Origin of the sequence: Actinoplanes missouriensis 431, from assembly GCF_000284295.1 — a bacterium.
GTDB lineage: Bacteria > Actinomycetota > Actinomycetes > Mycobacteriales > Micromonosporaceae > Actinoplanes > Actinoplanes missouriensis.
Map to the genome: position 1 here is coordinate 1,849,048 of NC_017093.1, position 25,344 is coordinate 1,874,391.

19 protein-coding genes and 1 pseudogene are annotated in these 25,344 nt (G+C 71.9%); 8 read left to right on the top strand and 12 right to left on the bottom strand.

What is annotated here, in order from left to right; translation table 11 throughout:
- Positions 1–256: 256 nt before the first annotated feature.
- The 3 genes from AMIS_RS08605 to AMIS_RS08615 form a co-directional block, all read right to left on the bottom strand.
- On the bottom strand, positions 257–1,213 hold the full coding sequence (locus AMIS_RS08605; protein WP_014441828.1) for a type IV toxin-antitoxin system AbiEi family antitoxin domain-containing protein: 957 nt from the start codon (positions 1,211–1,213) through the stop codon (positions 257–259).
- Between the two features lie 638 nt (positions 1,214–1,851).
- Positions 1,852–3,837, bottom strand: a complete 1,986-nt coding sequence (locus AMIS_RS08610; protein ID WP_051041871.1) for a chorismate-binding protein — start codon at positions 3,835–3,837, stop codon at positions 1,852–1,854.
- A 250-nt stretch (positions 3,838–4,087) separates the two neighbouring features.
- The gene (locus AMIS_RS08615) at positions 4,088–4,318 is read right to left on the bottom strand and encodes a hypothetical protein (RefSeq protein WP_041830627.1); all 231 of its coding nucleotides are present in this window, start codon (positions 4,316–4,318) and stop codon (positions 4,088–4,090) included.
- Positions 4,319–4,503: 185 nt separating this feature from the next.
- On the opposite strand from AMIS_RS08615, the gene AMIS_RS08620 reads away from it, so the two are divergent.
- Positions 4,504–4,878 carry a response regulator transcription factor gene (locus AMIS_RS08620; RefSeq protein ID WP_014441831.1) on the top strand — a complete coding sequence of 125 codons (375 nt, stop codon included), beginning with the start codon at positions 4,504–4,506 and terminating at the stop codon, positions 4,876–4,878.
- A 17-nt stretch (positions 4,879–4,895) separates the two neighbouring features.
- Here AMIS_RS08620 and AMIS_RS08625 read toward each other — a convergent pair whose 3' ends face one another.
- Positions 4,896–7,115, bottom strand: coding sequence for a glycoside hydrolase family 3 C-terminal domain-containing protein (locus AMIS_RS08625; protein ID WP_014441832.1), 2,220 nt, complete (start codon positions 7,113–7,115; stop codon positions 4,896–4,898).
- Between the two features lie 135 nt (positions 7,116–7,250).
- On the opposite strand from AMIS_RS08625, the gene AMIS_RS08630 reads away from it, so the two are divergent.
- Positions 7,251–7,865 (top strand): TetR/AcrR family transcriptional regulator, encoded by a 615-nt coding sequence (locus tag AMIS_RS08630; RefSeq protein ID WP_014441833.1) that lies wholly within the window; start codon positions 7,251–7,253, stop codon positions 7,863–7,865.
- Here the strand turns inward: AMIS_RS08630 and AMIS_RS08635 are convergent, their stop codons facing one another.
- Together AMIS_RS08635 and AMIS_RS08640 are read right to left on the bottom strand one after the other, a co-directional pair.
- Entirely contained in the window at positions 7,866–9,116 is a 1,251-nt protein-coding gene (locus AMIS_RS08635) for an NYN domain-containing protein (RefSeq protein ID WP_014441834.1), read from the bottom strand.
- Positions 9,117–9,175: 59 nt separating this feature from the next.
- Positions 9,176–9,439: a GlsB/YeaQ/YmgE family stress response membrane protein gene (locus AMIS_RS08640; protein ID WP_014441835.1), complete on the bottom strand. Its 264-nt coding sequence runs from the start codon at positions 9,437–9,439 to the stop codon at positions 9,176–9,178.
- A gap of 201 nt (positions 9,440–9,640) precedes the next feature.
- Between AMIS_RS08640 and AMIS_RS08645 the strand changes: the two genes are divergently transcribed.
- Positions 9,641–10,105: a hypothetical protein gene (locus AMIS_RS08645; RefSeq protein WP_014441836.1), complete on the top strand. Its 465-nt coding sequence runs from the start codon at positions 9,641–9,643 to the stop codon at positions 10,103–10,105.
- Here the strand turns inward: AMIS_RS08645 and AMIS_RS08650 are convergent.
- The gene (locus AMIS_RS08650; protein ID WP_051041874.1) at positions 10,102–12,219 is read right to left on the bottom strand and encodes a sigma-70 family RNA polymerase sigma factor; all 2,118 of its coding nucleotides are present in this window, start codon (positions 12,217–12,219) and stop codon (positions 10,102–10,104) included. The genes AMIS_RS08645 and AMIS_RS08650 overlap by 4 nt on opposite strands.
- Positions 12,220–12,420: 201 nt before the next feature.
- Here AMIS_RS08650 and AMIS_RS08655 point away from each other — a divergent pair, with 201 nt between their 5' ends.
- Positions 12,421–13,950: a DNA polymerase IV gene (locus tag AMIS_RS08655; RefSeq protein WP_014441838.1), complete on the top strand. Its 1,530-nt coding sequence runs from the start codon at positions 12,421–12,423 to the stop codon at positions 13,948–13,950.
- Positions 13,951–14,180: 230 nt separating this feature from the next.
- Here the strand turns inward: AMIS_RS08655 and AMIS_RS08660 are convergent, their stop codons facing one another.
- Entirely contained in the window at positions 14,181–15,935 is a 1,755-nt protein-coding gene (locus AMIS_RS08660) for an alpha-keto acid decarboxylase family protein (protein WP_014441839.1), read from the bottom strand.
- 197 nt (positions 15,936–16,132) lie between these two features.
- Here AMIS_RS08660 and ctaD point away from each other — a divergent pair, with 197 nt between their 5' ends.
- From ctaD to AMIS_RS44575, 3 genes are all read left to right on the top strand, one after another.
- Positions 16,133–17,881 (top strand): aa3-type cytochrome oxidase subunit I, encoded by a 1,749-nt coding sequence (ctaD, locus tag AMIS_RS08665; protein WP_014441840.1) that lies wholly within the window; start codon positions 16,133–16,135, stop codon positions 17,879–17,881.
- Between the two features lie 135 nt (positions 17,882–18,016).
- On the top strand, positions 18,017–19,546 hold the full coding sequence (locus tag AMIS_RS43615; RefSeq protein ID WP_014441841.1) for a hypothetical protein: 1,530 nt from the start codon (positions 18,017–18,019) through the stop codon (positions 19,544–19,546).
- A gap of 130 nt (positions 19,547–19,676) precedes the next feature.
- The gene (locus AMIS_RS44575; protein WP_014441842.1) at positions 19,677–20,246 is read left to right on the top strand and encodes a TetR/AcrR family transcriptional regulator; all 570 of its coding nucleotides are present in this window, start codon (positions 19,677–19,679) and stop codon (positions 20,244–20,246) included.
- 208 nt (positions 20,247–20,454) lie between these two features.
- Here the strand turns inward: AMIS_RS44575 and AMIS_RS43970 are convergent.
- Positions 20,455–20,835: pseudogene (locus tag AMIS_RS43970) on the bottom strand (GtrA family protein); the annotation flags it as partial.
- A 259-nt stretch (positions 20,836–21,094) separates the two neighbouring features.
- Between AMIS_RS43970 and AMIS_RS08680 the strand changes: the two are divergent.
- Complete coding sequence (locus tag AMIS_RS08680) at positions 21,095–22,261, top strand: M20 family metallopeptidase (RefSeq protein ID WP_014441844.1); 1,167 nt, start codon at positions 21,095–21,097, stop codon at positions 22,259–22,261.
- Between the two features lie 184 nt (positions 22,262–22,445).
- Here the strand turns inward: AMIS_RS08680 and AMIS_RS08685 are convergent, their stop codons facing one another.
- Genes AMIS_RS08685 through AMIS_RS08695 form a run of 3 tightly spaced genes read right to left on the bottom strand, consistent with a single transcriptional unit; the run spans position 22,446 to position 25,305 of the window.
- Positions 22,446–23,351, bottom strand: a complete 906-nt coding sequence (locus AMIS_RS08685; RefSeq protein WP_014441845.1) for an NAD-dependent epimerase/dehydratase family protein — start codon at positions 23,349–23,351, stop codon at positions 22,446–22,448.
- Complete coding sequence (locus tag AMIS_RS08690) at positions 23,348–24,532, bottom strand: cytochrome P450 (protein ID WP_014441846.1); 1,185 nt, start codon at positions 24,530–24,532, stop codon at positions 23,348–23,350. Before AMIS_RS08690 ends, AMIS_RS08685 begins: the two co-directional genes overlap by 4 nt.
- Entirely contained in the window at positions 24,529–25,305 is a 777-nt protein-coding gene (locus AMIS_RS08695) for a glycosyltransferase family A protein (RefSeq protein WP_231859258.1), read from the bottom strand. Before AMIS_RS08695 ends, AMIS_RS08690 begins: the two co-directional genes overlap by 4 nt.
- Positions 25,306–25,344: the final 39 nt, after the last annotated feature.

Below are 25,344 nucleotides of genomic sequence, written 5' to 3' on the forward strand. Positions count from 1 at the left end.
GTGCTCTTCGCCGGTCGTGCAACGCCGTGCGGATTGCCCGCCGGCCGGCGCCGGCAAACCCGCCCGAGGTCAGCGGTGTCCCGGTGTCACCTCGAAGAATGACCGGCGCTGCGGGTTCGCGTCCGGATCTCGGGGCCTCAGCCTTTCCAGCGCCGCGCCGATGGTCCTCGGCGGCCAGGCTGTGGGGTGCCGGGCTTCGCTCCAGCCTGCGGCGGTCAGGCGGCTGGGTGCCGGGCTTCGCGCCAGCCTGCGGCGGTCAGGCGGCTCGGGGCCGAGCTTCGCTCCAGCCTGCGGCGGTCAGCGCGGCGCGGACGTCGGCGACCACCTCGTCCGGGCGGTGCCGGACCGCCCAGCCCGGAAAGCGGAGCAGCCGCACCCCACTGATCGCCACCTCGTTGCCGGATCGCATGTCGGCATACCAACCCCGTACCTCCATGTGTTGCGACCCGTCGATCTCCACGTGCACATCCCACGGCTCGAAGAACACATCCCGGTACCGCCTCCGCCCCGCCCGATCCGTCCGCACCGCCTGCCGAGCCGGCTCCGGCAACCCGGCCCGCCGACACAGCCGCACGAACTCCACCTCGTACGCCGACTCGGAACCCCCACCCGCGTCCGCGAGAGCCGCCGCGATCACCCGCCGCCGCCGGACCCGCCGCCGAGCCCGCAACGCGACCCCCGCCTCGTCCACCCCGGCAACCCGCTGCTGAACCGCAGCCGCAACCAGTGTGATCGCCGCCGTATCCGTCAGTGCCCACTGCGCCGCGTCAATCAGAGAGCGGCCGGGCGTGGTGCACGGCACCGCGCCGGTCCGGCAGACATCGGCGTCGGAGAGGTAGCGACTGCGATGCACGACGACGTTCCACGGCGGATCCTTGTCGGTCAACCGAGCCGGAAGGATGACGTGAATGGGACCGGCGTCGCCAGGTGACCCAGGCGTCTTCAGGCCGAGAACTCGCAGGGCGGTCACGCCGGCGAGAAGCGCAGGACGGCCGTTGCCAACGGCGAGGCTGGCGATCCACCACTGCTCTATCTCGGTCACGGGGCCGGTGTGGGTGAGGTAGACGCCGAGATGCATGCGCTGCCAGCGCCCCGACTCGACGCGGTGCCAGATGGCGCTTTCGCTGAGGTGCCGGCGGGCCTGTCGCCAGGAGATCACGCCGTGCTGGCGCTGCAGGATGCGTGCGATCGGAGCGCCGTGAGCTGTGGTCATGGCCTCAGCATCCCGAGTTCGTGCGGCCCTGGGTCGCCCTGTGGACAGCGCGGCAGGTCCGGTGAGCGCCTGTGGATAACCGTCGACGGGACGATGCGTGGACGAGAGCACACGCTGCGGACCCGCAGCGTGGATGGGGTCGCACACTAGTCCCGGTCAGCGTCGATGAAGTCGCACATTGCCGTTGCATGTGCCCTCACCGCTGCTATGGCGTTGATGAAGTCGCACCGATCGGCTCCGTGTGCCCTGGCCTCCGCTCAGCGAGGCTGAAAGCCCACCGTGGCCCCTCACCCGGCCCAGGGCTCACCGTGTGCGCCCGTCCGGGGTTGAGGAGGGCTCACCGTGTGCGCCCGTCCAGGGTTGAGGAGAGACCACCGTGTGCGCCCGTCCGGGGACGATGCGGGCTCACGGTCGCGCCCGTCCGGGGGCGATGAGGGCTCACGGTGACCCCGGGGGCGGTCTATCGCTCACCGTGTGTCGGGGTCTTGGCGGAGGCTCACCGTGTGCCCGGGTCGCGGGCCGCTGAGGGCTCACCGTGGGCGTGCGTCCGGGGGCGGTGAGGGCACACTGTGGGCCCGGGTGGGGCCGGTGGCCCAAGGTGAGGCTCTCGATCGCCTTGGACCACCGGCACTCTTTCGCTACCCGTTCACGACCGGGCTAACCACGTCGGACAGCAATGGGGTCAACAAGTCGCGCAGGACGTCGATGCCGTCGCGGCTCAGCACCGACTCCGGGTGGAACTGGACCCCGGCGAAGCGGGCGCCCCGCAACGCGTGGATCAGGCCGTCCGCCGGGTCGCAGGCCAGCTCGACGTCACCCTGCGGCGACGCCACCACCCGCCGGGCCGCGCCGAACCCCGCCAGCGCCGGTGAAACGGAACCGTCCTGCCCGGCGGGAGTCGACCCGGGCTGGCCGTGGGCGGCGGGGGTGGACCCGGGCTGGCCGTGGGCGGCGGGGGTGGACCCGGGCTGGGCGTGGGCGCCGGGCGTGGTGTGCGCGGCGGCGAGCGGGCCCCGGTGCGGGGACGGGACGGGCGGGGCGGTGGCGGCGAAGCTGGAGTAGAAACCGACCCGCCGCTGGGCGCCGAACAGGTCGATGTCGCGGGCCAGGCCCTGGTAGGGCGAATCCCGCCGGACCAGCGGCAACCCCAGCGCCGACGCCAGCACCTGCTGACCCAGGCAGACGGCGAAGAGCGGGCGGCCGGCGGCCAGCAGGGAGCGGACCAGCGCGTGCAGGGCCGCCATCTTCGGGTCGGCGGTGTCGGCCGGGTCGCCGGGGCCGGGACCCACCACGACGAGGTCGGCCGGGGGCGCCGGCGCGGACCAGGGGACAACGGTGACGGACAGGCCGAGCGCCTTCAGCTGGTGGGCGAGCATCGCGGTGAACGTGTCCTCACCGTCGACGATCACGGCGGTCCGGCCGGTCAGCGCGGGCACCTCCAGGGCGCCGGGCTGCCGGGAGTCGAGCCAGAAGCGGGCCAGATCGGTGTTGCGGGCGGCCAGCAACCGCTCGGCTTCCGGGGACTGCGCGGATTCCCGTACCGAAGGGGAAGCGGATGTGAAGGCACCCAGAATGCCCGCCGCCTTGGTGTGGGTCTCGGCGATTTCGCCGGCGGCCGTGGAATGCCGGACCAGTGTGGCGCCGACCGGAATGCGCAGGGTGCCGTCGGGGGCGATTTCCGCGGTACGGATCAGAATGGGCGCGTCGAGTGTCTGCCGGCCGGCGGAATCGTGGTCGAGCAGAGCCAGTACCCCGGCGTAATAGCGGCGGCCGCGCTGTTCGTGGCGGGCGATGACGCGGCAGGCGTTCTCGATGGGGCTGCCGGTGACGGTGGGCGCGAACATGGTTTCGCGGAGCACGTCGCGCACGTCGAGGGAACCGCGGCCGGCAAGCAGGTATTCGGTGTGGGTGAGGTGGGCCATCTCCTTGAGGAACGGGCCGGCGACCTGGCCGCCGTGTTCGGCGACGGTGGCCATCATTTTGAGTTCCTCGTCGAGGACCATGTAGAGCTCTTCGATTTCTTTGGGGTCGCGCAGGAAATCGAGGATGTCGCCGGAGCCGTTGCGGAACGTGCCGCTGATCGGGTTCATCATGACGATCCCGTCGGCGACGCTGACATGCCGTTCCGGGGTGGCGCCGACGAGCGTACGAGTGCCGGTGTGCACCAGGAACGTCCAGTAGGTTCCCTGCTCGGAGGCGAGCAGCCGGCCGAACGCGGCCCGTGCCGCCTCGACCGGATCGCCGTCGACGGTGCCGGTCCAGGTGCGGTGAATGACGAAGTTGGCGCCCTCGCCGTGGCCGATCTCGTCGCGCAGAACGCGTTCCACGATCGTGCCGTATTCGTCGTCGCTGATGTCGAATCCGCCGTCGCGCACGGTCAGGTCGCCGGGCGGGAAAGCGTCGAGCGGTTGTCTTTCGATCGAGTCGACGAGAAGGCATTCGAGCGGTGTCCCGTCGTCGACGCAGTCGAAACCGCGTTCGGCGATCTGGCGGAACGGAATCACCGCGAGAACGGGCCGGCCCGGTTCGAGAGGGATCGCGGCGAGCGTTTCCGCCGTCACGACGGTTCCGGTCAGCACTTCGACGTGGTCGGCGCCGTCGCGGTGGAGCAGAGCGAATGGCATGTGGTCCTCGTTTCTCGGCGAGGGCCGCCGGTCGAGGATCGGCACATGCGAAACGGCCGCCTCGAGTGAGGCGGCCGCGGTGTGCTGTGAAGCGCGCGGGAAGTGGGCCGCCGGTCAGGCGGGCCACCACATCATTTGTGCGCGCATGGCGGAGAGCTTACGGCCTGACGCGCCCGACGCGCCAGGCCCGCCGTGCCGGGCGTGTCAGGCCTGCCGTGCCGGGCGCGCCAGGCCTGCCGTGCCGGGCGTGTCAGGCGAAAGCCATCTGCACGGCTCCCCGCGCCCACCGCATCCGGCCGATGGCGCAGTCCGGGTGCTCGCCGAACTCCTGTGCCACCCGCTCGGCACAGCCTGATTCCCCGAGCCGGTCGACCGTGGCGGTGACCGCCGCCCGGATCAGCTCCGGAGTCGGCTGCTGTGAGCGCTGCACGTCCGAGGCGAAGAGCGCTTCGGAACGTACGTCGTCGATAATCGCGTTCATCGGGTCCTCCCAGCCGTTCATCAGCGCGATGTGTCGTCCCGTACAGGACATCGCCCTGGGGATGCATTGGCGGGGCTCCTCGGTTGCCGCCGGGTTGCGCTGGGGCTTTTCGGTGCGAGGCGTTCGGCTCCGGGGCCGGAATTAACGCGATATCGTCCGGTAAAAGGGTCGAGGGGGGAACTGCCGTGACGACGGTCCTGGTGGCCGACGATGATGCCGACATCCGCGATCTGGTGGCGTTCAAGCTGGAACAGGCGGGACTCGAGGTCATCACGGTCGGAGACGGGCAGGCCGCCGTCGAAACCGCACGGGCGCATCACCCGACCCTGGCGGTGCTCGATGTCTCGATGCCGGGGCTGTCCGGCATCGACGTCTGCCGGACGCTGCGTGCCGAGCCCGGCACCGCCGACATGCTGATCATCATGTTGACCGCTCGGGTGCAGGAGCAGGACGTCGAGGGCGGGTTCAGCGCCGGCGCCGACGATTACGTGACGAAACCGTTCAGCCCGCGGGAACTGGTTTCCCGGATCCAGGCGCTGCTGACCCGCGCCCGCGCCTGAATCCGGGAGACGTCGCTCTAGTCGTTCGCCTCGGACACCAGCTTGTCCAGCTGACCGGCCCGCAACGGGCTGCCCGGGAATGTCGCCATGCGGCTCAGCGGCAGGCTGCCCAGCATCATCATCATGGCCGGGTCGGCGGTCAGAGCCGCCATCTGGCCTCCCTCGGTGCCCGCATCGGCGGTCGCGGCGGCGAACGCGGCGCCCAGCAACTCGGCACCGCGCGGGTCGGCGAACCACTCACCCACGCTGGACTCCGCGGTCAGCGGCACCCGAGCCGCGTCGGCGGGCACCTCCAGCGTCACCTCGGAGCGGATGTCGCGGGAGGAGGCACCGACGGCCACGTGGTAGGTGCCGCCCTCGACGACCCAGCGGCCCAGGCGGGTCTCCCAGTAGGCCAGGTCCTCCCGATCGATGGTGAGCACGACCTCGGTGGTCTCGCCGGCCGGGATCTCGACGGAGGCGAACGCCTTCAGCTCGCGCGGCGCGCGGCGCACCCGGGAACCGGGGAGCGACACGTAGACCTGGACGACCTCACGCCCGTCACGGCGACCCGTGTTGGTGACCGGGACGCGCACCTCGACGCCCGTCGCGGTGGCGGTGGCCGTGGCCGCGCCGTAGCCGAAGGTCGTGTACGACAGACCGAAACCGAACGGGTACGCCACCGCCTGCTCGCGGGCGTCGAATCCCCGGTAACCCACGTGGATGCCCTCGCCGTACCGCACGTGGCCGTGCTCGCCGGGGAAGTCCAGGTAGGAGGGGTGGTCGGACAGCTTCAGCGGGATCGTCTCGGCGAGCCGGCCGGACGGGTTGACCCGGCCGAACAGCACGTCGGCGAGGGCGCTGCCACCGGCCTGGCCCAGCAGCCAGCCCTCCACCAGGGCCGGGACCGACTCGTCCCACGGCTTGGTGGCCAGGACCGCGCCGTTGGACAGCACCACGACCGTGCGCGGGTTGGCGGCGGCGACCCGCTCGATCAGCGCGAGGTGCGCCGCCGGGAGGTCGAGCGAGTCACGGTCGGCGCCCTCGGTCTCGTGCACGGTGCCGACGAAGACCACGGCGATGTCGGCGGCCTGCGCGGTGGCGGCGGCCTCGGCCAGGAGCGCCTCGTCGGGCTCGGCGCCCTCGACCGTGTAACCCGGCGCGAACGTCACGCCCGCGCTGGTGGCGGCCTGGATCTGGGTGAGCGCGTCGTCCAGCTGGGTCGGCGTGATCTGCGAGCTGCCGCCGCCCTGGTAACGCGGGGTGCGGGCGAACTCGCCGATCACCGCGATCGACACGCCCGAGCCGGGCAGCGGGAGCAGGTCGCCCTCGTTCTTCAGCAGCACGATCGCCCGGCCGGCGATCTCCCGGGCCAGGGCGTGGTGCGCGGCAGCGTCATACCCACCGGCGGGCCGTTGCCCGGCCTTCTCCACCAGCGCGCGTACGCGTTCGGCGGACGCCCGCAGCAGACCCGGCTCGAGCCGTCCCTCCTCCACGGCGTCACGCAGCGTGGCGTCGCCCGCGGCATCCGGCCCCGGCATGGTCAGGTCGAGCCCGGCCGCGATGGCCTTCACCCGGTCCACCACGGCGCCCCAGTCCGACACGACCAGGCCCTCGAAGCCCCACTCGTCGCGCAGGACCTCGGTGAGCAGCCAGCGGTTCTCGCTCGCGTACACCCCGTTGATCTTGTTGTAGGCGCACATCACGGTCCACGGCTGGGACCGGGTGACGACCCGCTGGAAGGCGCGAAGGTACATCTCGCGGAGCGTGCGCTCGTCGACGTCGGCGCTGATCCGCATCCGGTCGGTCTCCTGGCTGTTGACCGCGAAGTGCTTGAGCGACGCGCCGACGCCCCGGCTCTGCAGGCCGCGCACCCACTCGGTGGCGAGCACGCCGGTGAGGATCGGGTCCTCCGAGAAGTACTCGAAGTTGCGGCCGCCGAGCGGGCTGCGCTTCAGGTTGACCCCGGGGCCGAGCAGCACCGCGACGTCCTGCGCGCGGCACTCGTCGCCGAGCGCCTCACCCATCCGGCGCAGCAGCTCCGGGTCCCAGGTGGAGGCGCTGGCGACGGCGGGCGGGAAACAGGTGGCCGGGACGCCGGCGAGCAGGTCGCCGCCGGCGGCCTGCATGCGGACGCCGTGCGGGCCGTCGGTCAGGGTGACGGCGGGCAGACCGGCGGACTCGACCGCGCTGGTGTGCCAGAAGTCGCCGCCGCTGGTGACGGCCGCCTGCTCGGCGGTGCTGAGCTCGGAAGACATGAGACAAGGCTCCCTTGGAGAGAGGCGGACCCGCCGGGAAAGAGGCTTACCTAGTACCTACTAAGTAATTAACTGAGAGGAAACATAGCCCCGCCCCGACCGGCCCGGCAAGGGTTTGCTGATAGGAAAGACGCTGTGAAAACCCAGCCCATCCGCCGTGAGCGGGCCCGGCTGCCGGCCGCCGAGCGGCGCCGGCAGATCATCGAGGTCACCACCCGCCTGATCGCCGAGCGCGGTTTCTGGGGGCTGTCGATGCAGGACGTGGCGGACGGCTGCACGCTGACCGTGCCGGGCCTGCTGCACCACGTCGGCTCCAAGGACAACCTGCTGGTCGCGGTCCTGGAGCACCGGGACGAGACGGACACCCGCACCCTCGCCGCCGAGCTCGGGGTGACCGCCGAGGAGCTGTGGACCGAGGGCCCCGGCGTCACCCTGCGGCAGGTCTGCTCGGCGCTGGTCCGGCGCAACGCGGCACAGCCGGAGATCGTCCGGCTGTTCGCGGTGCTGGAGGCGGAGTCGCTGGCGCCCGGCCACCCGGCCTACCGGTACTTCAAGCTGCGGCAGCGGCGCACCCTGGACATGCTCTCCCGGATCGCGCCGGGCGGCGGTGACGCGGACCGGTGGGCGCTGGCCGGCCAGGTGATCGCGATGATGGACGGCCTGCAGATCCAGTGGCTGCGCGACCCGGCCGCGATCGACCTGGTCGAGTCCTGGGAGGCGGCTGCCGACCGGCTCTTCACGGGACTGTGATCAGGCCGTACCCGATGAATCCGCTCCCAGCCAGGCGCGCACTTCCGCGGCCTCCTCGTCGGTGAGCGCGATCGACGCGGCCTCGGCCCGGTTCAGCACGTTGTCCGCGAACGCGGTGGCGATCTCCTCGGCGACCGGCGGCGGCTGGCGGTAGAGCGGCGCCCCGCCGAACGCGGTGCCCCGGGTGACGAAGGCGATCGAGGCGCGGCTGACGTCGACGCCCTGCTCGGCCAGGCGGTCACGGGCCCAGCGGGTCGCCTCGGTCAGGTTGAAGTGGTGCTCGGCGGCGTAGTCGGCAAGCGCCCGGTAGACCGCCGGCCACATCTCCTTGGGCAGGCGGGGCAGGCTGAGCAGCGCGCTGAGGCGGCCCACCGGCTCGGGCGCGGGGCCGGATCCGCCGGACGACTCGGGCGGGTCGTGGCGGCTCTCGTCCCAGACGAAGTGGTTGGAGAACTTGGCGTGCGCGAGGCCCAGGCTCTCCAGGCCCCGGACGAACCCGCCGAACCCGAACCAGTTCGTCTCGTCGACGCTCGGGCCCAGCTGGCGGCGCAGGTCGTGGGCGAGCGAGGCGAGGTTGAGCGGGGCGGTGGCGGCGTCGTAACGCCAGCGGACCAGGTCGCGGAACTGCTCGTAGGAGACCGGCGTCTCGGCGACCTCCGCGCCCGAGCTGCCCTCCGGCGGCTCCTCGTCGGTCTCCACCGGCTCGCCCTGCACCAGTTCGAGCAGCTCCTGGCTGGTGATCAGACGGTCGGCGACGGCGACGAACGCCTCGGCGGCGTCCGACGGCGAGACGATCGTGGTACGCCGGTCGGACCGTCGCAGCCGGACCAGCAGCGGTGTCATGTCCGAGTCGCCGGACGCGATCACGAATTCCTCGTAGACCACCGGATCGGCCAGGGCGTCGACCGCGTCCACCACCATCCGGATGTCCGCGGCGTTCTTCGTGTGCGTGAGCCTCGGGCAGTCGATCACCTCGAAGCCGGCGTTGACGAAGAACGGGCGGAACTGGGAGTAGTAGAGGCGGGGCTGGCCGGCCTCGGGGTCCGGGTTCGGCACCCAGCCGCCCGGGTTCATGTAGCAGCGGACCACCAGCCAGCGGCGTGGTCCGTCCACGGTGAGTGACGCGGTCAGCCGGGCCAGCCAGGCGGCCGGCTCCTTGGCGAACCTGATGGCCACGTCCGGGTCCTGTTTGATCAGGCCGCTGAACACGTTGTCGAAATCGAGGTAAAGAGCCGCACGCACCCGGGCCATGTCCGTGAACCTACCGTGCCGGGCCGGCTGATGTGCTGGCCCGGCACGGTTTGCCGGTGTCAGCGGCGTGCACGGAGGCCCGCGACCAGCGACACGCCGAGCGCGGCGAGGCCGACCTGCAGCGCCAGCTCGATCCAGTCGACGCCACGGGTGTCGTCGACGCCGATCGCGGCGGCGAGGAACGTGCCGATCAGGGCGGCGACCACGCCGATCGCCAGCGTGAGCCAGATCGAGATGTTCTGCTTGCCGGGCAGCACCAGCCGGCCGAGCGCGCCGATGATGAGTCCGATGATGATGGCGGTGAAGAAGCCGGTCACTTCCACTGCAAGCTCCTCGGGTGGGGTGTTGTACGCCCTCGGTGTTCCCGCCTGATCGCCGTTCCCAAACCGGTTCAGTACGGGATCACGGGCGCCACTACAGCATGACTCTGCTCCGCCACTCTCCGAAACGCACACAGTGGGCGATCCGGGTCCGCCGCGCCGTCGTTGACTGGCCGCGGGCCCGGACACGATCGGAGGCGGCCGGTGCGACTCGGCGAGGTGCTCGACGTCATCGAACGGCTGCTGACCGGGAGTGGTCACCCGGAGATCGCGGCGGTCACCCGGTACGGCGCCGACGCGGTGGCCGGCGGACCGTCCCCGGCGGGCGTCCGGGTGCGGTACACGAGCGGCGCGGAAGCGTACCTGTGGGGTGCGATCTGGCCGGGGGAGAACGTCCTGCCGACGCCGGACGTGCTGCCGTGGCCGGCCCGCGCGGACCGGATCGCGGTGTTCACCGCCCGGTTGCTGGACGCGGCCCGGCCCGCGGCGCTGAGCGAGTGGCACGTGGTGGCGCTGGACGGTCTCGGCCCGCCGGACGCGCGGGGCAAGGCGCCCCGGGGGCTGCGGATCGTGGCGGCCGACGGCACCTCGGTGCTGTTGCGGGCCACCGCCGCGGGGGCGCCCATGCCGGAGCCGGCCGAGGATCCGTACCCGGACTGGACGGTCTAGGAGCCGGACATCGAGGCGCCCTTGCCGTTTCCGGTCACCAGGTAGTCGGTGGCGGGCAGGCCGCCGGAGCTCGTCCGTGCGCCGTCGGTGCCGCCCGGGTCGGTGGACTCGAACGAGGTGCCCGGCTCCTGCCAGCTGTTGCCGTCCGCCTTGGCCCCCGAGGACAGCGAGACCTCGCCCTGATCGTTCTCCGCCGCCACGTTGCGCCGCAGCACGGCCGGCGCGGTGGTCATCGCGAAACCGAGCCCGGTGTTGCGGAACGCGGTGTTGTTGCTCAGCTCGATCGCCGCGACGCTGCCCTCGTCGACGAAGCCGTGACCGTTGTTGCCCCAGGACGCGCTGTGCCGGACCCGGTGCGCGCCGGTGGCGGCAGGGCTGCCGCCGCCGAGCGCGAAGCCGTTCGCGCCGTTCCCGAACGACCAGGTGTACTCGACGCCGACCGCGCCGTTGAAGGCGCCCAGGTTGACGCCGTCGCCGCCGTTGGCGAACGCCCGGTTGCCGCGCAGCAGGTTGCCGCCGCCGTCGCCGAACTGGACGGCCAGGCCGGAACCCCGGTTGTCGTAGAAGTCGCTGTCCAGCACCTGGTTGTCCCTCGTGCCGGCGTCGCGCAGCATCAGCCCGGCGCTCCCGCTGCCGTGGATCACGAGACGCTGGAAGACCCCACCGACACAGGAGCGGCAGACGTACGCCTGATCGGGCGCCCCGGAGATCTCCAGGTCCCGGACCGTCCAGTAGGACGCCTCCTGGGTGATCGCCCACTTGCCGGCCGGGATCGCGGACGCGTCGATCACCGGCCGCTCGCCGCGGTAGCCGGTGAGCGTGACCCGCTGCGCGGCAGTACCGCTCGTAGTAATCGTTATCGGACTCGTCAGCCGGTACGTGCCGCCCCGCAACGCGATCGTCTGCCCCGGCTTCACCACCGCGACCGCCTTGCCGATCGTCGCGAACGGACGACCGATGCTGCCGTCACCGCCGTCGTCGCCGCCCGGTGCCACGTAGATGTCGGCCCGGGTGGCGGCCGGCGGGTTCGCCTTCGCCGAGGACGAGGCGGACGGCGCGGCGGAGGCACTCGGGCTCGCCGCCGCGGACGGCCGGACCGTGACCGGGACCTGCGCCGACGGGGCGGACGGGGGCGGCGCGACCGCCACCGGGGCGTCCGGCTCGGCCGGCTCGTGCAGGACCGCGTAGGCGAAGCCGCCACCGGCCGCCACGGTCACCGCGGTCGCGATCACCAGGGCCTTCTGCTGCACCAGCGCGGTGACGTTCGCGACCATGCTGAGCGCGGCCGGCTGGACCGCGGCGCCCCCGCCGTGCAGGGCGCCCTGGACCGCCGCGGTGAGGGCGGCCGGCACCGGCAGCAGCGTGACACCGAGCAGCAGACGCTCCGGCGAGACCATGCCGGCCTGGTGGACGTGGCACTTCGGGCAGTCGCGCACGTGCCGGGCCAGGCGTTTGCGCCACAGCGAGCCGGTGCTGCCGTCCCAGAACCGGATGGTGTCCGCCAGCTCCGGGCACATCGGACGGGCTCGCAACGCGCGGACCACGCCGCGGGCCAGGTCGAGCTGCGTCTTCATCCGCTGCACCCGGACCGCGGCGTGTTTCGGCTTCACCGCGAGCGCGGCGGCCAGCTCGGCGCGGCTCAGATCGCCCCGGGCCTCCTGCCACCAGAGCGCGAGCAGCTCCCGGTCGCTCTCCTCGAGCCAGCGGCCGGCCTCGGCGAGCTCCCGGCGCTGGTCGGCGACGACCAGCTCGGCGGTGGTCCGCTCGGCGAAGTCGCCGAGCGGGTCGGGCACGTCGACCGGCTCTGTGTGGCGGCGGGCCAGGGTCATCTTCCGGGTGCGCAGATACATCTGGACCCGGCGGTACGCGATGGCGATCAACCATGATCGAAAACGGTCAGGATCGCGGAGGGAGCGCAGACTGCGAATGGCCTGGAGCATGGTGTCCTGCACCAGGTCGTCGACGTCCGGGTGCCCGTTCAGCGCGCGGCCGATGATGTTGTAGATCAGCGGCAGGTGCCCGGTGATCAACTGGTCGAGGGCGCCGACGCTGCCGCCCTGCGCGGCGCGGACCAGATCACTGTCGGGCGCGGTCGCAATCTGACTCTCCGTCACGATCCGCTCTTCTCTGCTGGTCCCCGGCCTCGGTGTGGTCACACGCTGTTACATCGCTCGATCGAGCCGTATCGTGGCACAGGATTTCCGGCGCTGTAAAGTTCGCTTTTCCGGGAAAACCGTTATCCCGCAGGTCGTCCCGCATCTACGACGATGTGAGCGTTCCCAGTTGTTGTCGTACCCCCGGCATAGGCTGCGGTCGTGAGGGGCGAGCCGAGCATCCTGCACGTCGACCTGGACGCGATGTTCGCCGCCGTCGAGCAGCGCGACAAGGTGTCGCTGCGGGGCAGACCCGTGGTCGTCGGCGGCGTGGCGGGCCGAGGCGTGGTGTCCACCGCGTCCTACGAGGCACGGGCCTTCGGCGTGCGTTCGGCCATGCCGATGGCGCAGGCCAGGAGACGCTGCCCACCGGGTACGGCGTACCTGTCACCCCGCTTCGCGGCCTACAAGCGGACCAGCCAGGTGGTGATGGCGTTGCTCGCTGAGGTGACACCGCTGGTCGAGCAGGTGAGCATCGACGAGGCGTACCTCGATCTCACCGCCGGCGACCACGACCTGACGCCCCATGGGGTCACCGAGCTGGGGCTCCGCCTCAAACGTGACATCGCGGACGCCACCGGCGGCGTCACCGGCTCGATCGGCGCCGCCTCCTCCAAGCTGCTCGCCAAGATCGGCTCCGAGCTGCGCAAACCCGACGGCCTGACGGTGGTCACGCCCGGCGAGGAGCTCACGGTTCTGCACCCCCTCCCGGTGGGTGCGCTGGGCGGTGTCGGTCCGGCAACCGAGCAAAGGCTTCACCGCGCGGGGGTACGGTCGGTCGGCGACCTCGCGAGAATCCCCCTCGACGACCTCGTCGACTGGTTCGGCGTGGCGCACGGCAACGGGCTGTTCCGGCTGGCCCGCGCCGAGGACAACCGTCCCGTGGTGAGCGAGCGGGAGGCCAAGTCGGTGTCCGCCGAGGAGACGTTCGACGTCGACCTGGCCGACCCGGCCCGCCTCAACCGGGAGCTCGACCTGCTCGCCGCCCGGGTGGCCGGCCGGCTCAAGGCCGGCGGCCTGACCGGCCGGACCGTCAACATCAAGGTCCGCCATCCCGACTTCACGACCGTGACCAGGGCGGTCACCCGCGACCAGCCGACCGACGACGGCCGCCTCGTGGCCCAGATGGCCCGCCGCCTGCTGGCCGAGGTCGACACGTCGGGCGGGGTGCGGCTGCTCGGGGTGGGCGTGTCGACGCTTGCGGACTTCGCCCAGGACGACCTCTTCTCGACGGGCCTGCTCGACGGCTTCTTTACGTCGCTGCCCGAGCACTTCGCGGGCCCGGCGTCATCGCCTGAGCACTTCGCGGGCCCGGCGTCATCGCCCGAGCCCGTGATGAGCGCGGCCGGCGAGCCGGACCTTGGAGCGGCGGCGGTGGCTCTCGCCGGCGGTGATGCGGAGGCTGCTTCGGGCGATGAGTCCACTTCCGGCGATGGGTCCGCTTCCGGGGTCACGCCCGCCGTGGGTGTGGCTGCACCCGCCACGGGTGTGGCGCCGATTCCGGTGTGGCGGCCGGGCCAGGACGTGCTGCACGACGAGCACGGGGCCGGCTGGGTGTGGGGCAGCGGGCTGGGCCGGGTGACGGTCCGCTTCGAGGGACCGCACACCCCGCCCGGCCCGGTGCGCACCTTCGCCGTCGACGACCTCCGCCTCCACCCCGCCGACCCACCGGATTGGCGGCTCGCCCCCTGACCCGGCGCGGCCGCGCGACTCGCCCTCTGACCCGGCGCGGCCGCGCGACCCGCGGCTTGGCCCGGCGCGGCCGCGCGACCCGCGGCTTGGCCCGGCGCGGCTTCGTGGCCCGCGGCCTGGGCCGGCGCGGCTTCGTGGCCCGCGGCCTGGGCCGGCACGGCTTCGTGGCCCGCGGCCTGGGCCGGCGCGGCCTTTCCAGCCCGGGCAGGGGCGGCGAAAGGCCGGAGGGGTCAGCTGGGGGCGGTGGCTCGTTCGGCGAGGCGGCGGAGCAGGGGTGGGGTGTCGAAGGCGTCCAGCTCCACCTCGATGAAGACCGGGCGGTTCGACTCGGACGCTGCGGTCAGCGCCTTGGCCAGCTCGGTGCCGGTGGCCGCGTGGTGATAATCGGTGTCCGGGCCGGCGAAGGCCGCCACCACGGCACGCCAGTTCCAGTCGGCGACGTCGTTGTAACCGGCGTTCGGGCTCTGCAGCGCGCGCTCGATGGTGTACCCGCGGTTGTTCAGCAGCAGGATGATCGGGCGCAGACCGGCCGCGACGATCGTGCTCAGCTCCTGGATGGTCATCTGCGCGGCGCCGTCACCGATCACCAGGACGGGCCGGCGGTCCGGGTCGGCGAGGCCCTGGCCGAGGACGGCGGGGAGCGCCCAGCCGATCGAGTTCCAGATGGGCTGGCCCAGGAAGACGGTGTCGCCGGGCAGCCGGAGTGCCAGCGCTCCCCAGTAGGAGGTGCCGGTGTCGGCCACGAGAGCGTGCCCGGCGGGGAGCCAGGCCTGCATCCCGGCCCAGAAGGCGTCCTGCGTCAGGACGCGCGACATTTCGGAAATGTCGCCTGCGGTGGGCGCGGTGAGGTCGGTAGCGGTGGAGGCGGTGAGGTCGACAGCGGAGGGCGCCGGCGGGGTGATGGACGCGGCGAGGCCGGTGGGCTCGGCGCGGGTAGTGGGCGCCGCGAGGCGGGCGGGCGCGGGGAAGGTGGTGAGGACCTCGGCGAGGGTGGTCATCGCGTCGGGGAAGAGGACGTTGTCGAAGCGGGTCGTGCCCACCAGCGCCGCCGTCGACAGCAGCTGGACCGTGCGGGCGTCCGGGCGGCGGTGGGTGAAGAAGCCGGTCAGCTCGGCGGTCAGGGCCGTGCCGAGGTGCAGCACCACGTCGGCTGAGTCGATCAGCGACGCCGCCGGGCCGTCGAGCATGCTGCCCGCGTAGAGCCCGAGGTTCCCCTCGACGCTCTCGTCGATCACGCCTTTCGCGGAGAGCTGAGCGGCGACCGGGATGCCGGAGCGGGTCGTCATGTCGGTGACGAGCGTGCTCAGGCCGTACCGGGAGACCAGCTGGCCCACCAGCATGATCGGGCGTACCGCGGGGGTGAGGAGATCGCGCACCGCGGTGCGGAAGCGTTCGACGGCGGCCGGATCGGACGCGGGGGTGAGGGGCTCGCGCAGGGGCGCCGCCGGGATCCGGTGCAGCGCGAGGTCCTGCGGGATGCTGAGGTAGACCGGCTTGCGGTGGGTGAGCGCGGCGAGCAGGACCCGGTCGATCTGCGCGCCCGCGTCGGTCGCGGTCACCATCGCTTGAGCGACGGTCACTTCGGCGTACGCCCGGGCGAAGTGCCGGAAATCCCCGTCGGCGATGGTGTGATGCACGAGCGCGCCGCCCGCCACCGTCGTGGTGCGCGGCGAGCCGACGACGTGCACGACGGGCGAGTCCTCGGCGGCGCTCCCGGCCACCGCGTTGATCGCCGAGAGCTCGCCCACCCCGTACGTGGTGAAAAGCGCGCTCAGGCCGCGCCGCCGCGCATAGGCGTCCGCCGCGTAGCCCGCGCCCAGCTCGTTGGGCGAACCGACCCAGCGCAGGCCTTCGACGAATGCCAGGCCGTCGAGGAGGTTGAGGTTGAAGTCGCCGGGTACGCCGAACAGGTGCTCCACTCCGGCGTGACGGAGGCGGAGTCCGAGGTACTCGGCAACGGTGACGGTCCCATCCAGGTCGATCATGGCGAATAGCGTCCGCACGGCGGGCAGGATGCACAACCGAAGCGCGAAACAGTGGACAAGTTGTGCAATCGAAAGATCATTTAGTGTCGCGCGGTTGTGCGAATGGTGCACGGCGCGGGGGTTGATCCATATCGCCGAATATGGGCGGGTTGGCAAGGCGGGGGCCGGGGAGTAGGAACAGGCAGGGAGGGCTTTCGATGACCGCTGTTGCGCCTCGCCCCGTGCAGACCCGGCCGTGGCCGGTCCGGCGTCAGATCCGGGGTTCCTGGCTGGCTCGCACCATCCGCACCACCGACGCGAAGCAGATCGGGATCATGTACCTGGTCACGTCCTTCGCCTATTTCGTGGTGGGCGGCCTGATGGCGCTGATCATGCGTGCCGAGCTGGCCCGGCCCGGCATGCAGGTGCTCTCCCCGGAGCAGTACAACCAGCTCTTCACCATGCACGGCACGATCATGCTGCTGCTCTTCGCGACGCCGATCGTCTTCGCGTTCGCGAACTTCGTGGTCCCGATCCAGATCGGCGCGCCCGACGTGGCGTTCCCCCGGCTGAACGCGTTCGCCTACTGGCTCTACCTGTTCGGCGGGCTGATCGCGGTGGGCGGTTTCCTGGTGCCGGGCGGCGCGGCCGACTTCGGCTGGACGGCGTACACGCCGCTGAGCGGCGGGCAGCACTCGCCGGGCGTGGGCGGCAACATGTGGGTGGTCGGCCTGGCCATCTCCGGCCTCGGGACGATCCTCGGCGCGGTCAACATGATCACCACGATCATCTGCCTGCGGGCGCCCGGCATGACCATGTTCCGGATGCCGATCATGACGTGGAACATCCTGCTCACCAGCGTGCTGGTGGTGCTGGTCTTCCCGTTCCTGGCCGCCACGCTGTTCGCGCTCGCCGCCGACCGGGTCCTCGGGGCGCAGGTCTTCAACGTGAACACCGGCGGGCCGATGCTCTGGCAGCACCTGTTCTGGTTCTTCGGCCATCCCGAGGTCTACATCATCGCGCTGCCGTTCTTCGGCATCATCACCGAGGTCGTCCCGGTCTTCAGCCGCAAGCCGGTCTTCGGCTACAAGACGCTTGTCGCCGCGACCGTCCTGATCACGATGCTCTCGATGAGTGTCTGGGCGCACCACATGTTCGCCACCGGTCAGGTACTGTTGCCGTTCTTCAGCCTGCTCAGCTACCTGATCGCGATCCCGACCGGGATGAAGTTCTTCGTCTGGATCGGCACCATGTGGCGGGGGCAGCTCACCTTCGAGTCGCCGATGCTGTTCGCCGTCGGGTTCATGGTGACGTTCCTGCTCGGCGGCCTGACCGGGGTGCTGCTCGCCTCGCCGCCGCTCGACTTCCATGTGCACGACAGCTACTTCGTGGTGGCCCACTTCCACTACGTGCTGTTCGGGACGATCGTGTTCGCGGTCTTCTCCGGGATCTATTTCTGGTTCCCGAAGATGTTCGGCCGGATGCTCGACGAGCGGCTCGCCAAGGTTCACTTCTGGCTGACCTTCATCGGCTTCCACGCGACGTTCCTGGTGCAGCACTGGCTGGGCAGCAAGGGCATGCCCCGGCGGTATGCGGACTATCTGGAGTCCGACGGCTTCACGTTCCTGAACATGTTCTCCACGATCGGCGCGTTCGTCCTGGGTATCGCCACGCTGCCGTTCCTCTACAACGTGTGGAAGTCGTACAAGGCCGGTCCGGTGGCGACCGCGGACGACCCGTGGGGCTACGGCAACTCGCTCGAATGGGCGACCTCGAGCCCGCCGCCGCTGCGCAACTTCGACCGGATGCCCCGGATCCGTTCCGAGCGGCCGGCGTTCGACCTCAAGTTCCCGCAGCTTGCCGCGGGTAAGCAGTCGGAAGCGGGTCCGCCGGAGGGTGGGGCTCGGCCGCTGACCGAGGAATCCACCGGTGGCGCGAGCTATCCCGAGGACCGATCGGATCGTTGATTCGAACGGTGATGCGGTGGTCTATCCCTTTTGCCGGTATGCGCTCATAGTGAGTTGTCCATGAGCCTCCCGTAGCTCACAAAGGGTGCATCGCGATGAGAGATCGGACATCTTCCCCACCCGGAAGGCAGACACATGCCGATCGCTCGTCGCCCCATCCCGCTGCCCCGCCGACGGCGCGCGGCGGAGACCGCAACAGCCGCCGTCGTGGCCGCACTCGTCGTACCGGCGGTGCCCGCCGCGGCGGTGACGACCGACTGCCGGACCGCCGCGTTCACCGCCCGCACACAGGCCGACCTCGCCAAGATCGCCGTGCTGGACCCCGGTCCGCTGCACCGTGACCTGCCCGCGCTCGCCGATGTCCGGCTCGGCTCCTCGCGCGGCGAGGCCGACAGCGGCGCCAAGCTGCACAAGGCCGTCGCCACCGCCCGGTACGCCGACGCGAAACTGCTCGGCATCTCCACCGGGCAGGCGTCCGCCATCGCCACGGCGCCACGGAGCAAGGGACCGGCCAGCGTCGACCTCGCCACCGTCGGCGTGGCGGGGCTCGGCGTCGTCAAGTCGGGCACCGCCACGGCGGAGGCCACCTGGGAGGACGGGTACCGGTGCGGCAAGACCGGGCCGCTCACCCGCTCGGCCACGATGCTCGCCGGGCTGTCCGTTCTCGGTGGCAAGCACGGCGCACCGGTCCTGCACGCCGTCGACGACGCGACGCACCTGTCCCGGAAGACCAGCCTGCTGCGGGCCGGGCCGAGCGGCTCCACGCAGAGCGCCACGGATCTCGTCCGGATCAAAGGCGGTCAGGTCGGCGTGCGCGCCGGCGCCGGCGCTGCCCTGGGAGACCTGAGCCTCTTCGCCGGCACGCCGCACGAGATCGGCATCAAGGTGGTCAACCAGGCGACGCTCGAGGTGGTCGCCGCCGCCGATCAGCACAAGTCCCGGGTCGACTACAAGCCTGCCGTGCTCAAGGTCAGCTCCGGCGGCAAGCAGGTCAACGTGCTGCAGGACGCCGGCGCTGACCTGTCGCTCGGGGTGGACGGCTCGCTGAGCCTGCCCGGCGGGCACCACGAGAAGTCCGGGATCGGGGTACGGGTCTCCGTCGGCGAGGCCACTTCGGACATCGGCAAGCGCACCGTCAGCGCTGAGGCGGCTACGGTGCGCGTCGAGGTGACCGTGGGCAAGGCGCGTCTGCTCGATGTGGCGCTCGGATACCTTTCGGTCAGCGCCTGTGCGCCGGGCGGAGGCTCGTCGTCTGATGACCACGGCGATGACCGTGACCGGGGCGACCACGGACCGGGGTCCTCGCCGTCCTCGCCGGGTGGTTCGTCCTCTGGTGACTCGTCCTCTGGCGGGTCTTCTTCCGGCGGGTCTTCTTCGGGCGGCTCCTCTTCCGGGGGCTCTTCCTCCGAGGGTCCGCAGGGTTCGGCGCCGGCCGACTCGGCCTCGGCTTCGCCTTCGGGCTCGGCCTCGGCTTCGCCGTCGGTTTCGGTCAAGCCGGTCGCCCTGGGCGAGCCCCTTCCGGCCAACGGGGGTACGGGTGGCGGAGCTCTCGCGCTGACCGGCACCAACGTGGCCGTGCTGGTGATCGGGGGAGCCGCGCTGGTGCTGTTCGGGGTGGGGGCGCTGATGCTGGGCCGCCGGCGCCGGAGCGTCTCGGGGAGCTGATCAGCTTCGCCGCGGTGATGTGATGCGACTCGGCCGGTCCGGTTCTCCGGGCCGGCCGGGTCGTTCGGCCCATGATCACTAGACCGGGCGGCCATCCGGCGGATTTGGGGCGCCGACCTAAACTGGGATCGTGCAGCCGCAGAACATCCCGTCCCGCGACTCGATCCATCGGGCGGCGGCCGAGTTGTTCGTCCGCGACGGCTACTCGGGCACCACGGTGCGCGGCATCGCGGCGGCGGCCGGGTGCGACCCGGCGCTGGTGATCCGCCACTTCGGATCCAAAGAGGGCCTCTTCCTCGCCACCGTCTCGGTCTCCAGCGAGCTGCCCCGGATCCTCGCCGGACCGATCGAGTCGATCGGGCGGGAGCTGGTCCGCTTCGTCCTGGACGCGTCGGACCGCCCGGTCGCTGGGATCTACCGGGCGATGCTGACCGCTTCTGATCGGCCCGAGATCAAGCAGCGGCTGCGGTCGTCGATGCACGATGTCTTCGTCGCCCCGCTCGCCGACCGGATCGGCGGCGCCTTCCCGGAACTGCGTGCCCGTCTCGTGGCGGCGCAGTTCGCGGGTCTGATCAACGCGTACTGGCTGGTCGCTGATCCGGTGCTGAGCCGCGCCGACCGGCCGGCGATCGTCGCGCTGTACGGAGACGCGATCCAGCGGCTGCTAGACAGTGACGACCCCGTCGCCGGAGAAGCCTGAGTCCCAGTCGGTGGCGCCGGGCAGGCTCACACCCGCCGGTCGCGCCGTCGCCGATCAGCTTGACGGCGACGGAGGCTGATTGGCCATCTTCTGCCGAAATTTCGGGAATGTCGGTCTGGTGCGGGCTCGATGACCGGGGCGCGCGGCCGGCGGCGTGGGGAATTGCGGCGTCCCTCGGCTGGTGGCGATGCTGGGCGAAGACCCAGCCGCGCAGCAGGACGTAGCGGAGGCCGCCGATCAGGCTCCCGGTGAGGGCCAGGATCAGCGCCTCCTCCAGGGAGGTCGGGTGCGGCCCGGCGATGCCGGTGAACCATGGCGCGACGACCAGGTTCGCCAGGTAGACGGCGACCGAGGTGAGGCCGGCTTCCCAGTGCAGCCGGCCGATCGCCGAGGTGGTGACGTTGAAGGTGACCCGGCGGTGCGCCTCGGTGTTCAGGGGCGTGATCGCTAGGAGCGCGATCCAGCTGGCCCACGTCGCCGGGGCGATGCCGCGCACGCCGACGTAGACGAGGGTCTGCAGCACCGTGCTGAGGGCACCCACCAGCATGAACCAGAGGAGCTGGCGGGGCAGGGTGGCGAGCCGTGGCATGACTAAGCGCTTTCGGACAGCAATGGTTACCGTCGTAGTGTCAACATTGTTGACGGCCCCCGTCAACTATGTTGACGGCGTGACGAGGCTTACCCGTACCCCTGGGTCGTGATCTTTTGACTGTGATGTTTGCGCAGCTCAGAGGTGGTTCCTGGTCGGGTGGCGGGACGCGGGCGTGGCCACACTGCAACCTGTCCGTGATCGGACAGGCGGCGGATCCGCAGCGGGGGTACATACCTCTGCGGCGAGAGGAGCGCGGATGAGCGCGGGCAGGTGGTACGGCGTCGCGGGCGCAGCCGTCGGCGAGTGGCGGGACCGGCTGGTCGCTCTCAGTCACAGCCTCCACGACGAGCCGGAGGTGGCCTTCGCTGAGCACGCCTCGGCGGCCAAGCTCGCTGAGCTGATGCGGTCAGCGGGGTTCAAGGTCACCGAGGGCGTCTGCGCGTTGCCGACCGCGCTCACCGCGGAGTACGGCGACGGCGACCTGACCGTCGGACTGTGCGCGGAGTACGACGCGCTGCCCGGAATCGGTCATGGCTGCGGGCACAACGTGATCTGCGCGATCGCGGCCGGCGCGGCGATCGGGCTCAAGGCCGTCGTCGATCGGTACGGGTTCCGCGTCAAGCTGCTCGGCACTCCGGCCGAGGAGATCGGCGGTGGGAAACAGTTGATGGTGGAGCGCGGCGCGTTCGATGACGTGACCGTCGCGATGATGGCGCATCCCGGGCCGATCGACACCGCCGGGGTGCGGGACAGCACGCAGGCGTGCACGCGGTTCGAGGTGACCTATCGCGGACGGCCGGCGCACGCGGCGGGCGCGCCCTGGGACGGTGTGAACGCCGCTGACGCGGCGACCGTGGCGCAGGTGGCGATCGGCCTGCTCCGGCAGCAGGTGCCTCCCCGCAGCCGGATCGCCGGATTCGTCCGCAGCGGTGGCGCGGTCACCAACATCATCCCGGAGGTGAGCGTGCTCGACTACGAGGTGCGCGCGCCCGATATCGATCAGCTCGACGCGCTGCGGCGGAGGGTGCGGGACTGCTTCACGGCGGGGGCGACGGCGACCGGGGCGGAAGTGTCGTTCCGGCAGGCCGGGCCGGACTACGCGGACCTGCGCAACGATCCGTGGCTGATGGAGACGTACGGTGCCCACCTCGCGGACTTCGGGCGGACCGCCGTGGTGCTGCCGCTGGGGGCGAACAGCGCGTCCACCGACATGGGCAATGTCAGTCACGTGGTGCCGTCGATCCACCCGATGATCGCGCTGCGCGGTGCCGAGGCGATGCCGCACACGCACGAGTTCACGGTGGCGGCGCGGACGACTGCTGCCGACGAGGCGGTGATCGACGGCGCGAATCTGCTGGCCCGGACAGCGATCGATCTGGCCCGCAACTCCACCCGCCGAGCAATGTACGTCTCAGCGCGCTGACCGTGCCGCCCATCGCGCCACCGTCCTCCCACGCCACCGTCCTCCCGCGCCACCGTCCTCCCGCGCCACCGTCCTCCCGCGCCACCGTCCTCCCACGCCACCGTCCTCCCACGCCACCGTCCTCCCGCGCCACCGTCCTCCCGCGCCGGCGCGGGACAGCCGGCTCGCCCGTCGCGAGCCCGCGCTACGGGCGGGTGGACAGGTAGTCGGCGAAGGTCCGGGACGGGGCCCACCCCTGCGCGCCGGCCTTCTCCGTGTTCAGCACCACGCTCGTAGTGAGCTGCTCCACCGCGTACCGGGAAATGGTCGTCTCTCGCCGCGTCAGGCGCGCGACCAGGCCGGACACCGCGGCGGCCGCGTGGAATGCCGGAATCGGCAGGTGCTGGACCGGGACGCCGCAGGCCGCGCTGACGATGGCGTCGCGCCGGTAGACCGGCTCGTCCGCGATGTTGTAGGCGCCCGGTTTCCAGGCGCGGGCGGTCAGGCAGGCGTCGGCGAGGTTCTCGACGGCCGTCAGACTGAGCGGAATGTCCGGTCCGGGGAGCAGCGCGCGACCGCCGCGAACCGCTCGGCTCAGGCGGGGAAGCAGGTGCGGGTCGCCCGGGCCGTAGACGGCGCGCGGGCGCAGCACCACCGCGCCCGCCTGCAGCGCGAGACGTTCGCCGGCCGCCTTGGTGCGACCATAAGCGGTCAGGCCGCCGAGCGGATGATCCTCGCGGACGGGTTCGGAGCCCACCGGGGCGTAGACGCTCGCGCTGCTCACCCATACCACCGTTCGTGCGCCGGCGGATGCCAGCAGACGGGCGGTGCCGTCGACGTTCACGGCGTGGAAGGCCGCCTCGGCGGCGCGACCGGGCGGTGGGTCACCCACCGCTGCCGCGAGGTGCAGCACGAGATCGGTTCCGGTCAGATCCGGTGCGGTACGGGTGGCGTCCCAGTACCGGTGCTCCCCGACGGGACCGGGTCGCCGCCCCAGGCAGACCACCGTGGCGCCGGCTGCGGCGGCCGCGCGTGCGACGACACCACCGCAGAAGCCGCTGGCGCCGGTCACGGCGACGCGGAGCCCACGCAAAGAGGGCCGGAGCGTCATCGAGTGGGGGCCAGGATCAGCGACGACCAGCCGGGGAGGGCGCTTCGGCGGTCCGGACGGGCGCTGATCACCTTCGGGCGGTACGGGGCGAGCGCGGCAAGGGTGTCGGCCATCTGGACGCGGGCCAGGCGGGCGCCGGGGCAGGCGTGCGGTCCGGCGCCGAAGACCAGCTGCGCCACCTGGGGTGGTGCGGGCCCGACGGGATCGGGGTCGGTGCGGTGGGCGTCCACGGCGTGCCGGGCGATCAGGATCAGACGGTCACCGGCGTGCACCGGGCAGCCGGCGATCGTGCCGGAAGCGGCGGCAACCCGGGGGAGCAGCGGTGTCGGGGTGGTCGCCCGGAGCAGTTCGGTGACCAGGGCGTCGAGGTCGGTCTCCGCGTAGGGCCAGAACCCGGCGTCGGCACACCAGGCCGCCGCGCGGGGCAGCGCCGCCACCGTGGTGTTGATCGCGGCGACGGCGAGCATCGCGGCAAGCCCGCTGTCGTCCTCGCGCCGGTCGGGTGCACCGCCGTGGCCGGCCGAGATCACGTCGTTGAGGTGGGCGGCCGCCGCCGCGGCGGCTCTGCGGGTGCCGGGCCGACGTGGGCCGGGGAGGTGTTCGCGGGCTCCGGCCGCTGCGGCGTCGCGTGCGGCCGCGGCCAGGTCGCGGCCGGAGACGTCCAGGTTCAGCATCGTGGCCGTCGTCGTGCCGGCCAGGTCCGCGGCGACGTCGACGAGGTTGATCGGGTGGCCGGCCGCCAGCGGGGCGATCCGCTCGGCCAGCAGTCTCGTCCAGATCGGACGGAGTTTCTCGACGCCGTCCGCGCTCAGGGCGTCGGCCAGGCCGCGGCGCGACGAACGGTGGTCGTCGCCCTCCTGGTCGAAGAGCAGACCGCCGCCGGTCAGCCGGCCCGCGGCGCCGCCGGTGGTGCCCTCGGCGGTGCGATCCAGGGGTACCCGGAGAAGGCCGTCGAGGTAGCCGGCCCGGGAGTGGGCGAGGACGGTGCCGCCCAGGCGGACAGCCGGTCGGCGTCGGGTCGCGGCGAGCAGAGCGAACAGCACCGGATGGCTCGTGAGGTAGACGCGCCGGTCACGCCGCCGCGCCCGGCGCATCCCGGCACGGCCCGCAGTCGCGGTCGCATCCACGGCCGCGTGGCCGCACGCGGGGGAAGGCGCCCGGGGAGGGGACGGGTCCGTCATCGGATGTGCACCTCGGCCGGTGTGGCGGGACGCCAGCGCCGGTCCCAGTGCCAGAGCAGGGTGCGCTTCGGGCCCCACGCCCGCAACCTGCGCAGGCTCGACTCGACGACCAGGTCCTCGGCGCGGACGATGCGGTCGGTGTGGCGGCGGGCGCGGTTCAGCAGCGTCACGTCCTCGGAACCCTCCTCCAGTGCCTCCCGTGCCGTGCCGCCGCAGCTCAGGTAGAGCCACGACGACATCGCGAGATTGTGGCCGTGGACCAGGACGTACGGCGAGCGGAACTCGGCGGAGCGGTGCGCGCTGCGGTACCGGCCGTAGAGGGCGGCCAGCCGGACGGCCGCCGGATAGAGGGTGCGTTCGGCCCACGACGGGTGCTCGTCGCGGCGGGGGACGCTGCGGCCGCAGACCATTTCGGCTCCGCCGTCCAGGTACGCCCGTGCCGTCGCCACCCAGTCCGGTGCGGGCCGGCAGTCGGCGTCGGTGCGGGCCAGCTGGGTGGCGCCGGTGGCGATGGCGTGCCGGAATCCGGTGTCGGCGGCTGTTCCGGCGCCGGGGACGGGTTCGGGGACGACGTCGATCGGGAACGGCGCCGTGGCGGCGAAACGAGTCACGACCGCGGTGGTGTCGTCAGTGGACGCGTTGTCGGCGATCACCAGGCGGAAGCGTGTGTCGGACTGGGCGGCGAGCGCCTCCAGCACGCCGGTGATCGACGCGGACTCGTTGAACGCGGGGATGACGACCGCGAACCGCATGGTCGCTCTGCCTTCCGTCACGTCGGCGGGGTCGAACCGGACGGGGCGCGACGGTTCGGG

What these genes read in the sequence shown, in the direction of transcription:
- ctaD (WP_014441840.1), top strand. Translation starts at nt 16,133, where the DNA reads ATGACCGCTGTTGCGCCTCGCCCCGTGCAGACCCGGCCGTGGCCGGTC.
- AMIS_RS08660 (WP_014441839.1), bottom strand. Translation starts at nt 15,935, where the DNA reads ATGATCGACCTGGATGGGACCGTCACCGTTGCCGAGTACCTCGGACTC.
- AMIS_RS43615 (WP_014441841.1), top strand. Translation starts at nt 18,017, where the DNA reads ATGCCGATCGCTCGTCGCCCCATCCCGCTGCCCCGCCGACGGCGCGCG.
- AMIS_RS08610 (WP_051041871.1), bottom strand. Translation starts at nt 3,837, where the DNA reads ATGCCATTCGCTCTGCTCCACCGCGACGGCGCCGACCACGTCGAAGTG.
- AMIS_RS08635 (WP_014441834.1), bottom strand. Translation starts at nt 9,116, where the DNA reads ATGGCCCGGGTGCGTGCGGCTCTTTACCTCGATTTCGACAACGTGTTC.
- AMIS_RS08685 (WP_014441845.1), bottom strand. Translation starts at nt 23,351, where the DNA reads ATGACGCTCCGGCCCTCTTTGCGTGGGCTCCGCGTCGCCGTGACCGGC.
- AMIS_RS08680 (WP_014441844.1), top strand. Translation starts at nt 21,095, where the DNA reads ATGAGCGCGGGCAGGTGGTACGGCGTCGCGGGCGCAGCCGTCGGCGAG.
- AMIS_RS08625 (WP_014441832.1), bottom strand. Translation starts at nt 7,115, where the DNA reads ATGTCTTCCGAGCTCAGCACCGCCGAGCAGGCGGCCGTCACCAGCGGC.
- AMIS_RS08605 (WP_014441828.1), bottom strand. Translation starts at nt 1,213, where the DNA reads ATGACCACAGCTCACGGCGCTCCGATCGCACGCATCCTGCAGCGCCAG.
- AMIS_RS08615 (WP_041830627.1), bottom strand. Translation starts at nt 4,318, where the DNA reads ATGAACGCGATTATCGACGACGTACGTTCCGAAGCGCTCTTCGCCTCG.
- AMIS_RS08690 (WP_014441846.1), bottom strand. Translation starts at nt 24,532, where the DNA reads ATGACGGACCCGTCCCCTCCCCGGGCGCCTTCCCCCGCGTGCGGCCAC.